Raw genomic sequence first — 8,227 nt, 5'->3', positions numbered from 1 at the left:
CCGAAGCAGCCTGCCACGCTGGCACCGCCATCGATGCCGAAATCGCCTTGCCGGTCTACCTGCGCGACAAGGTCGCCCAGACCACCGCCGTGCGGGTGGCGGCCCGGCGCGCCCAGGCCGAGGCATGAGTGCCGTGCCGCAGCCGCGGCAGCGCACGCTGCTGCCGATGCACGCCGCGCACCTCGATGCGGTGATGGCCATCGAAGTCGGCGCCTACGCCTTCCCGTGGAGCCGCGGCAACTTCGTCGATTCGCTGGCGGCCGGTTACGACGCGCGCGTGCTCTACGACGAGCAGGGCGGGATCCTGGGCTACTTCGTCGCCATGGCCGGCGTCGACGAGATGCATCTGCTCAACATCACCGTGGCGCCGTCCGCCTGGCACCAGGGCCACGCGCTGTTCATGCTCGGCGCGCTGGCCGACCTGTGCCGACGGCGCGGCGCGCGTCAGCTCTGGCTGGAAGTGCGCGAGAGCAACGATCGCGCGCGTGCCATCTACCGCCGCCACGGCTTTGCCGAGGTCGGCAAGCGCAAGGGCTACTACCCGGCAGCGCATGGCCGGCGCGAGGATGCGGTGGTGATGAGCCTGGCGATCGAAGGGGCGGGTGGTGGCCTGGACTGAGCGCCAAAGAGCGATGCTCGATGCCATGGGGATCAGGTTGTGGAGCCCCGAGGGCACTCCCCAGCCCCCCGCCGGGCGGGGGGAGGGCACGGCGGCGGCCGCGCCGGAGCCTGCGGCGCCAGTCAGTTCTCCTGCAGTCGTTCGTGATCGGCCTGTCGGGGTCGGGGCCATGGACTGGGACGCCTTGCGCGAGGCCGTCGCCGCGTGCCGTGCCTGCAAGCTGTGCGAAGGCCGGCGGCAGACCGTCTTCGGCGTCGGCCACGCCCGCGCGCACTGGATGATCGTCGGCGAGGCACCGGGCGAGCAGGAAGACCGCCAGGGCGAGCCCTTCGTCGGCAAGTCGGGCCAACTGCTCGACAACATGCTGCGCGCCGTCGGCCTGACGCGCGGCGAGGCCGATGCGGCGCGGCAGGTCTACATCGCCAACACGCTGAAGTGCCGCCCGCCGGGGAACCGCAATCCCGAACCCGAGGAGCTCGCCCAGTGCGAGCCCTTCCTGATCCGCCAGGTCGAGCTGGTGCGCCCGCGCATCATCCTGGCCATGGGACGTTTCGCGGTGCAAAGCCTCTTGCGCAGCCACGAGCCGATCGGCAAGCTGCGCGGGCGCGTCCACCACTACCAGGGCGTGCCGCTGATCGTGACCTACCACCCCGCCTACCTGCTGCGCAACCTCGAGGACAAGGCCAAGGCCTGGGACGACCTCTGCCTGGCCGTGCAGACACTGAGGTCGGTGCCGGCGTGAAGGCCCGGCGCGTCTCAGCCAACGCCGATACGGCGGCCTGGGACGCCCTGCCGGGCATGGTGCTGCTGCTCGAGGCAGACGGCAACGCCCTGCACATCAATGCAGGGTTCGCGGCGTTCGCCCGGCGCGCGCCGGAGCGCCTGCTCGGCCGGGCCTGGCAGGAACTGCTGGATGCCGGCAGCCGCCGCGAACTGCTGGACCGGCTGGTGCAGGGCGAAGACTTCTCGCTGGCGCTGTTCGTCTCCGGCAGCGCCGCGGGCCAGGGGGCGGCCTGGGTGGAATGGAAGGCGCGCTGGAATCCCCGGCGCCGCCAGTGGCTGTGCCTGCTGCACGATGCCAGCGATGCCAAGCGATCCGAGGCCGAGGCGCGCGCGCAGGCCGGCCTGTTCCGTCTGCTGGCCGACAACGTGCCGGTGCTGATCGCCTACTACCGGGCGAGCGATTTCAGATGCCAGTTCGCCAACAAGGCCTACGCGCGCACCTTCGGCAGCGACGAACGCGACATCGTCGGCAAGACCTTCGCCGAGGTGATCGGCGACGACGCGGCGACGCAGATCCAGTCGCGCGTCGAGCAGGTGTTGCGCCACCAGCAGGCCGCATCCTACGAGCGGCAGCTCCCGCAGCTTGACGGCAGCCTGCGCTACATCGAGGTCAACCTGCTGCCCCACGTGGGCGAACACGGCGGCACCGTCGGCTGCTTCGTGCTGATCACCGACATCACCAAGCACCGGCTGGCCGAGCGCGCCGTGCGCGAGAGCGAGGAGCGGCTGGCCAAGTTCATGCAGGCCAGCGCCGAGGGCATCGTCTTCCACAAGGACGGCTTCATCACCGACGCCAACCCGCCGCTGTGCGCGCTGATCGGCTACACCCTCGACGAGCTGCGTGGCCGCTCGGTGCTGGAGTTCATCGCGCCCGACCAGGCCGCCCGCGTCGCCGCGGTGATGCACGCCGGCCAGGAGACCGCCTACGAGAGCGCGGTGATCCACAAGTCGGGGCGGCGCGTGCCGGTGGAATTCATCGTGCGCACCATGGTGCGCAACGACGAGCGCATGCGCATGACCATCGTGCGCGACATCCGTGACCGCCAGGCGGCGCAGGCGCGCATCCACCACCTGGCCCATCACGATGCGCTGACCGGCCTGCCCAACCGCATGTCGTTCATGGAGCAGCTGCAGACCCACATGGCGGCAGCGCAGGCCGAGGGCACGCGGCTGGCGCTGCTGTTCATCGACCTCGACCACTTCAAGCGCGTCAACGACTCGCTCGGCCACCTGGTCGGCGACACGCTGCTTCGCACGGTGTCGGCGCGCATCCTCGCCAGCCTGCGCGCCACCGATCTGGTGGCGCGCTTCGGCGGCGACGAGTTCATGGTGCTGCTGCACGGCCGCTCCTCGCGCGAGGCGCACCACGAAGACGTCGATGAAGTGGCGCGCAAGCTGCTGGCGGCCATCGAGGTGCCGGTGACGGCCGAGGGCCGGCCGATCTCGGTCACGCCGTCGATCGGCGTGGCCTTCTTCCCCGGCGATGCGAGCACGCCCGACGAGCTGATCAAGAACGCCGACAGCGCGATGTACCTGGCCAAGTCGAAGGGGCGCGCCAACCACCAGTTCTTCGACCGTGGCATGGCCGACAGCGCCTACGCCGCGCTGGTGCTCGAGGGCCAGCTCGCCCACGCGCTGCAGCGCGGCGAGTTCGAGCTCTACTTCCAGCCGCAGGTGAGGGTGCGCGACGGCGTGCTGGTCAGCTGCGAGGCGCTGCTGCGCTGGAACCACCCCGAGCGCGGGCTGCTGATGCCCGACCAGTTCATCCCGGTGGCCGAGCGCCAGCGGCTGATGCTGGCCATCGGCCAGTGGGCGCTGTCCGAAGCGGCGCGCTGCGCCTCGCGCTGGCATGCCGAGGGCCTGGCCATCGCGCCGGTGGCGGTGAACCTGTCGACGGTGCAGTTCCAGTCGGTCGGCTTCGTCGAGGCCGTGGCGCAGGTGCTGGCCGACGACGGCGACGCGCTGCGGGCCGCCGGCCTGATCGAGCTGGAGCTCACCGAGCGCATGCTGATGGACGACCTCGGCGAGGTGAAGCATCGCCTGCTGCGGCTGAAGGCCATGGGGCTGGGCATCGCGGTCGACGACTTCGGCACCGGCTATTCCTCGCTCGGCCACCTCAAGGAACTGCCGATCGACAAGATCAAGATCGATCGCTCCTTCGTGCACGACCTGCCCGACAACCGCGACTCGGCGGCCATCACGCGCGCCATCGTGCAGCTCGGCCTGAACCTGGGCATGACGGTCACCGCCGAAGGCGTGGAGACCGAGGCGCAGCGGTCCTTCCTGGCACGCCAGGGCTGCGAGCAGATCCAGGGCCTGCTCGTGGGCGCGCCGATGCCGGCGGCGGCCTTCGAGGCCTGGGTGCGCGAACGACGCGCCGAGGAGCGCGGCGCAGCCGCGGCGGCTACTTCTTCGCCTTGACCGGCCGCGTCCAGCCTGCCAGCGACTGGGCCTTGGCGCGGGCCACGGTGAGCTGGCCGGCCGGCGCGTCCTTCGAGACCGTCGAGCCCGCACCGATGGTCGCGCCTGCGCCCACCGTGATCGGCGCGACCAGCACGCAGTTGCTGCCCACGTGCACGTCGTCGCCCAGCACCGTGCGGTGCTTGTTGGCGCCGTCGTAGTTGGCCGTGATGCTGCCGGCGCCGTAGTTGACGCGCTCGCCCACGGTGGCGTCGCCCAGGTAGGCGAGGTGGTTGGCCTTGGCACCCTTGGCCAGCGTGGAGTTCTTCACCTCGACGAAGTTGCCGATGTGCACGTCCTCGCCGAGGTCCGCGCCGGGGCGCAGCCGCGCGAAAGGTCCCACCTCGGCGCCGCGGCCGATTCGCGCGCCGGACTTCTCGCCGTCGACGTGAGTGAAAGAGCGCACCAGTGCGTTGTCCTCGATGCGGCAGTTGCGGATCACGCAGTGCGAGGCGATGCGCACGTTGTCGCCCAGTTCAACGCGGCCCTCGAAGACGCAGTTGACGTCGATCTCCACATCCTGGCCGCACACCAGTTCACCGCGCACGTCGATGCGGTCAGGGTCTGCCAGGCGCACGCCGGCTTCCATGAGCGCGTCGGCGATGCGGCGCTGGTAGCGGCGCTCGAGCTCGGCCAGCTGCGCCGCGCTGTTGATCCCCAGCACCTCGGTCTCGTCGTTTGCATGGGTGGCCACCACGTGCACATGGTCGGCCACGGCCATCGCCACCACGTCGGTCAGGTAGTACTCCTTCTGGGCATTGTCGTTCTTGAGTGCGGCAAGCCAGCGCTTCAGATGGGCCGTGGGCGCCGCCATGACCCCGGTGTAGATCTCCTGGATGTGGCGCTGTGCAGGCGTGGCGTCCTTGTGCTCGACGATGCCTTCGACCGTGCCACCGACCGGGTCGCCACTGCGGATGATGCGGCCGTAGCCGGTCGGGTCGTCGAGCACCACGGTCAGCAGCGCGAGCGACTTGCCGCCGCAGGCCTGCACCAGTCGCGCGAGCGTGCCGGCCCCGATCAGGGGAACGTCGCCGTTGAGGATCAGCGTCGTGCCCTCGTCGTGAAGCTGAGGCACGGCCTGTTGCACGGCATGGCCGGTGCCCAGCTGCGGCTCCTGGCGCACGAAGGCCAGCCCGGCGCCGGCAAAGGCCGCCTCGGCCTGGTCGGCGCCATGGCCGGTGATCACCACGGTACGGTCGGCCTTCAGCCCTGCAGCCGTGTCGACGACGTGCTGCAGTAGACTGCGCCCGGCCAGCCGGTGCATCACCTTGGGCCGGGCTGACTTCATGCGGGTGCCCTTGCCCGCGGCCATGATCACGATGTCCAGAGCCATGACGCTGTTGTTCCTGCGGAACGTGGTGACGAGACTGCGCATTATCGTGGCGCTGCTGCTCGCCGCCGGGCTGCTGGCCGGCTGCAGTGCGGTACGTTTTGGCTACAACCAGGCGCCCGAGCTGGTCTTCTGGTGGCTGGACGGCTACGCCGAATTCGACGATGTGCAGGCGCGCCAGGTGCGCAGCCGCCTCGGCGAATGGTTCACCTGGCATCGGCGCACCCAGCTGCCCGACTACGCCGAGTTGCTGGCGCGTGCGCAGGTCGAGGTGCTGGCCGAGACGACGCCCGACCGCGCCTGCCGCTGGTTCGCCGATGTGCGCCAGCGCGGCGAGGTGGCCGCCGAGCAGGCCCTGCCGTACGCGGCCGAGGTGATCACCACGCTCAAGCCGGCGCAGATCCAGCACATCGAGCGCCGCTACGCGCGCGTCAACGAGGAGTTCCGCAGCGACTTCCTCGACAAGGAGCCAGCGCGGCGGCTCGAGCGCTCGGTCGAACGCGCCACCGAGCGCATCGAATTCCTCTACGGCACGCTCGACGAGCGCCAGCGTGCCCTGGTGGCGCGGCTGGTGGCGAGCTCGCCCTTCGATGCCGAGGCCTGGTTCGGCGAGCGTGTGCAGCGGCAGCAGGAAGCGCTGCAGATGATCCGCCGGCTGGCCGGCACCGGTGTCGACCGCGACACGGCCGTGGCCACGATGCGCGCCTACGGCGAACGCATGACGCGCTCGCCGCGCGAAGGTTACCGGCGCTACCAGGAGAAGCTCGAGGCCTACAACTGTGCGTTCGCGGCCACGCTGCACAACGCCACCACGCCGGCGCAGCGCCTGGCCGCGGCGAGCCGGTTCAAGGGCTGGGAGGCCGACTTCCGCGCGCTGGCGGCCTCGCCCGACTGACTCAGGGCGGCGTGATCTCGGTGGTCACGCGGCGCGGCGTGACGCTGCCGGCCGGGAAGTCCTTCATCGCCGCCTCGAACATCGCCGGCAGCAGCGACTTCATGCCGGGCGAGCTGCCGTCGCTGCTGGCGCGCGTCTCGTACAGCGGCTGGCCGCTCTTGCGGTCGCGGATCAGAACGGCCACCTCGCGCTCGTAGTTGACCGTGGGCGCGCCCATGCCGAGCCCAAGGCCGTAGTAGGGCCAGGGCCGTGCGAAGCGGTGGTAGTACAGGCCGCCGCGCCACCAGAACGGATCGTCGTAGTAGGCCTCGGTGGCGCTGACTCGCGCGCCGAGCTGCACCACGTATTCGCTGGCCTGGCCTTCGGCCGCGGGCTTGAAGCCGGCGCCCTCGATCGCGCGGCGGGCGCTGTCTTCGAGCAGTTGCTGCTGCTCGGCGCGGGCCTGCTGCGAAGGCAGGCGCTCGAAGGCGTAGGTGCCGGGCTGGCGGTCCGCCGGCCAGGCGCTGTAGCTCGAGACCTCGCTGGTCACGGTGTTCAGCGCGGCGCAGCCGGCCAGCAGCGCGGTGGCGGTCAGCAGGGAGAGGGTGCGGATCATGTCGGGCTCCTCCTGCGACGGGGGATGTCAATCGTCGCGATGGATGCGAATCGGCTGCGCGGCGGGCGTCGCGCAGTCCTCCTCTTCGTCGAACGCGCGGTCACCTTCCGGGTTGACCACACCGGTAGTCTTCAGCGAAGTGAACGGATAGAGCTTGCGATCCATCAGGTGCGACAGCGTGATGTTGCCCATCGCGGTGAAGATGTTGTCCAGCCGGCCGGGGTACTGGCGCTCCCATTCGCGCAGCATCTTTTTCATCTGCACGCGCTGCAGGTTCTCCTGGTTGCCGCACAGCGTGCACGGAATGATCGGGAACTGGCGGTGCTCGGCCCAGCGCTCGAGGTCGCTCTCGGCCACGTAGGCCAGCGGGCGGATGACGATGTTCTTGCCGTCGTCGCTGACCAGCTTGGGCGGCATGCCCTTGAGGCGGCTGCCGAAGAACATGTTCATGAACAGGGTCTGCAGCATGTCGTCGCGGTGGTGGCCGAGCGCGATCTTCGTCGCGCCGAGTTCACCCGCCACGCGGTAGAGGATGCCGCGGCGCAGCCGCGAGCACAGGCTGCACATCGTCTGCCCTTCGGGCACCAGGCGCTTGACGATCGAATAGGTATCCTGGTTCTCGATGTGGAAGGGGATGTCGCGGCTCCTGAGGTACTCCGGGAGCACGTGCTCCGGGAAGCCCGGCTGCTTCTGGTCGAGGTTGACGGCGACCAGGTCGAACTTCACCGGCGCGCGCTGGCGCAGGTTGATCAGGATGTCCAGCAGGGCGTAGCTGTCCTTGCCGCCGGAGACGCAGACCATGACCTTGTCGCCGTTCTCGATCATGTTGAAGTCGGCGATCGCCTGGCCGACCAGGCGGTGCAGCCGCTTGGACAGCTTGTTGGTCTCGTGCGCCGCCTTCGCGGCGGCCTTCGGGTCGTCGAGCACCGCGCTCATGCCGGCTCCTTGATTGCAAACACTTCACAGCCGACCGCGTCGCAGTCGGGGTACACATCGGGCTTCTCGCTGGACACGCGAGCGGCGCGCACCTTGGGGTGGGCCATCATCAGCGCGAGCACGTCGTCGCACAGCGTTTCCTGCAGGTGCACGTGGCCGCGGGCGATGCGCGCCACGATGCTGCGGCGGATGAAGTCGTAGTCGACCACCTCGTCGAGCTCGTCGTGCTGCGGTGTCGACAGCTCCAGAGGCACGTACAGGTCGACGTTGATCAGCACGCGCTGCTCGCCCTGCTTCTCGAAGTCGTGCACGCCGATGTTCATGCGCACCTCGTAGTCGCGCAGGAAGAGGCGGCGGCAGTCCCGCAGGCTGGCGTGGTGGAGCAGGCTTTGCATGGTCAGTGGGGGCGGACGAGGAAGGCGACGTCGCGCGGCTGCGCGGCCAGATGCTGGCCGCCGTCGACGAGCAGTGTGGTGCCCGTCACCGCCTCGGCGCCGATCAGATAGCGCACCGCCTGGGCGATGTCGGCCGGCGTGGACGAGCGCCGCAGCGGCGTCATGCGGTGCGCGGCCTCGAAATCGGCATTGCTCATGTCGCCGGACAGCAGCG

At 69.9% G+C, this 8,227-nt stretch carries 9 protein-coding genes and 1 pseudogene; 5 read left to right on the top strand and 5 right to left on the bottom strand.

The window, feature by feature from the left end; genetic code table 11:
• The 4 genes and pseudogenes from AB7U92_RS16925 to AB7U92_RS16910 form a co-directional block, all read left to right on the top strand.
• Nucleotides 1-128 (top strand): annotated as a pseudogene (locus AB7U92_RS16925) (tRNA (adenosine(37)-N6)-threonylcarbamoyltransferase complex dimerization subunit type 1 TsaB); the annotation flags it as partial.
• Nucleotides 125-619 (top strand): ribosomal protein S18-alanine N-acetyltransferase, encoded by a 495-nt coding sequence (gene rimI / locus AB7U92_RS16920; RefSeq protein ID WP_428579390.1) that lies wholly within the window; start codon nucleotides 125-127, stop codon nucleotides 617-619. The pseudogene AB7U92_RS16925 and the gene rimI, both read left to right, overlap by 4 nt.
• A gap of 13 nt (nucleotides 620-632) precedes the next feature.
• Nucleotides 633-1,361, top strand: coding sequence for a uracil-DNA glycosylase (locus AB7U92_RS16915; RefSeq protein ID WP_428579387.1), 729 nt, complete (start codon nucleotides 633-635; stop codon nucleotides 1,359-1,361).
• Nucleotides 1,358-3,823 (top strand): sensor domain-containing protein, encoded by a 2,466-nt coding sequence (locus AB7U92_RS16910; RefSeq protein ID WP_428579383.1) that lies wholly within the window; start codon nucleotides 1,358-1,360, stop codon nucleotides 3,821-3,823. The genes AB7U92_RS16915 and AB7U92_RS16910 overlap by 4 nt, the downstream gene beginning before the upstream one ends.
• Here the strand turns inward: AB7U92_RS16910 and glmU are convergent.
• Complete coding sequence (glmU, locus tag AB7U92_RS16905) at nucleotides 3,807-5,195, bottom strand: bifunctional UDP-N-acetylglucosamine diphosphorylase/glucosamine-1-phosphate N-acetyltransferase GlmU (protein ID WP_428579380.1); 1,389 nt, start codon at nucleotides 5,193-5,195, stop codon at nucleotides 3,807-3,809. The genes AB7U92_RS16910 and glmU overlap by 17 nt on opposite strands.
• Between glmU and AB7U92_RS16900 the strand changes: the two genes are divergently transcribed.
• Nucleotides 5,194-6,087, top strand: a complete 894-nt coding sequence (locus tag AB7U92_RS16900) for a DUF6279 family lipoprotein (RefSeq protein ID WP_428579377.1) — start codon at nucleotides 5,194-5,196, stop codon at nucleotides 6,085-6,087. The two genes, glmU and AB7U92_RS16900, sit on opposite strands and share 2 nt — an antisense overlap.
• Nucleotide 6,088: 1 nt before the next feature.
• Here AB7U92_RS16900 and AB7U92_RS16895 read toward each other — a convergent pair whose 3' ends face one another.
• From AB7U92_RS16895 to AB7U92_RS16880, 4 genes are all read right to left on the bottom strand, one after another.
• A complete protein-coding gene (locus AB7U92_RS16895; RefSeq protein ID WP_428579374.1) occupies nucleotides 6,089-6,682 on the bottom strand; it encodes a DUF4136 domain-containing protein in 594 nt (197 codons plus the stop codon).
• A gap of 27 nt (nucleotides 6,683-6,709) precedes the next feature.
• Nucleotides 6,710-7,618: a tRNA 2-thiocytidine(32) synthetase TtcA gene (gene ttcA / locus AB7U92_RS16890; RefSeq protein ID WP_428579372.1), complete on the bottom strand. Its 909-nt coding sequence runs from the start codon at nucleotides 7,616-7,618 to the stop codon at nucleotides 6,710-6,712.
• Nucleotides 7,615-8,013 (bottom strand): dihydroneopterin aldolase, encoded by a 399-nt coding sequence (locus AB7U92_RS16885; RefSeq protein WP_428579369.1) that lies wholly within the window; start codon nucleotides 8,011-8,013, stop codon nucleotides 7,615-7,617. Before AB7U92_RS16885 ends, ttcA begins: the two co-directional genes overlap by 4 nt.
• A gap of 2 nt (nucleotides 8,014-8,015) precedes the next feature.
• The coding region (locus AB7U92_RS16880) for an SDR family oxidoreductase (protein WP_428579366.1) at nucleotides 8,016-8,227 on the bottom strand (212 nt) is incomplete at its 5' end.

It is taken from the genome of Piscinibacter sp. (assembly GCF_050175855.1).
In the GTDB taxonomy this organism is placed as follows: domain Bacteria; phylum Pseudomonadota; class Gammaproteobacteria; order Burkholderiales; family Burkholderiaceae_C; genus Piscinibacter.
This window is presented reverse-complemented; position numbering and strand designations above follow the sequence as displayed.

Coding starts and splice junctions, on each gene's coding strand:
- AB7U92_RS16885 (WP_428579369.1), bottom strand. CDS start 8,013: ATGCAAAGCCTGCTCCACCACGCCAGCCTGCGGGACTGCCGCCGCCTC.
- rimI (WP_428579390.1), top strand. CDS start 125: ATGAGTGCCGTGCCGCAGCCGCGGCAGCGCACGCTGCTGCCGATGCAC.
- AB7U92_RS16900 (WP_428579377.1), top strand. CDS start 5,194: ATGACGCTGTTGTTCCTGCGGAACGTGGTGACGAGACTGCGCATTATC.
- glmU (WP_428579380.1), bottom strand. CDS start 5,195: ATGGCTCTGGACATCGTGATCATGGCCGCGGGCAAGGGCACCCGCATG.
- ttcA (WP_428579372.1), bottom strand. CDS start 7,618: ATGAGCGCGGTGCTCGACGACCCGAAGGCCGCCGCGAAGGCGGCGCAC.
- AB7U92_RS16895 (WP_428579374.1), bottom strand. CDS start 6,682: ATGATCCGCACCCTCTCCCTGCTGACCGCCACCGCGCTGCTGGCCGGC.
- AB7U92_RS16915 (WP_428579387.1), top strand. CDS start 633: ATGCTCGATGCCATGGGGATCAGGTTGTGGAGCCCCGAGGGCACTCCC.